Annotated in this window: 1 pseudogene; it reads right to left on the bottom strand. The window is 63.7% G+C overall.

Going from position 1 to position 339, the window contains the following annotated elements:
- Positions 1 to 315, bottom strand: a pseudogene (locus tag H3T92_RS08155) (hypothetical protein); the annotation flags it as partial.
- Between the last annotated feature and the right edge of the window lie 24 nt (positions 316 to 339).

Raw genomic sequence — 339 nt, forward strand, 5'->3', positions numbered from 1 at the left:
TAATCCCCAGGCGTAAACGTTGCCGTCGCTGCCCAGGGCCAGCGAATGCCAGTATCCTGCGCTGACCTGCAGGTAGGTGAAGTCCGCTGGCAGGTCCGGGTAGGTGTTGCGGTCGGGCGTCTTCACCCTGACCGGCACAGTCTGATAGCTGCTGCCTGTCCCGTCGCCGAGCTGGCTGTAGTTGTTGTATCCCCAGGCGTAGGCGTTGCCGTCGCTGCCCAGGGCCAGGGAATGAGCGTATCCTGCGCTGACCTGCAGGTAGGTGAAGTCCGCTGGCAGGTCCGGGTAGGTGTTGCGGTCGGGCTTCCTCACCATGACCGGCGCATGCTTGTCGTCTCT

The organism is Bifidobacterium sp. W8112 (genome assembly GCF_016101425.1).
Lineage (GTDB): Bacteria > Actinomycetota > Actinomycetes > Actinomycetales > Bifidobacteriaceae > Bombiscardovia > Bombiscardovia apousia.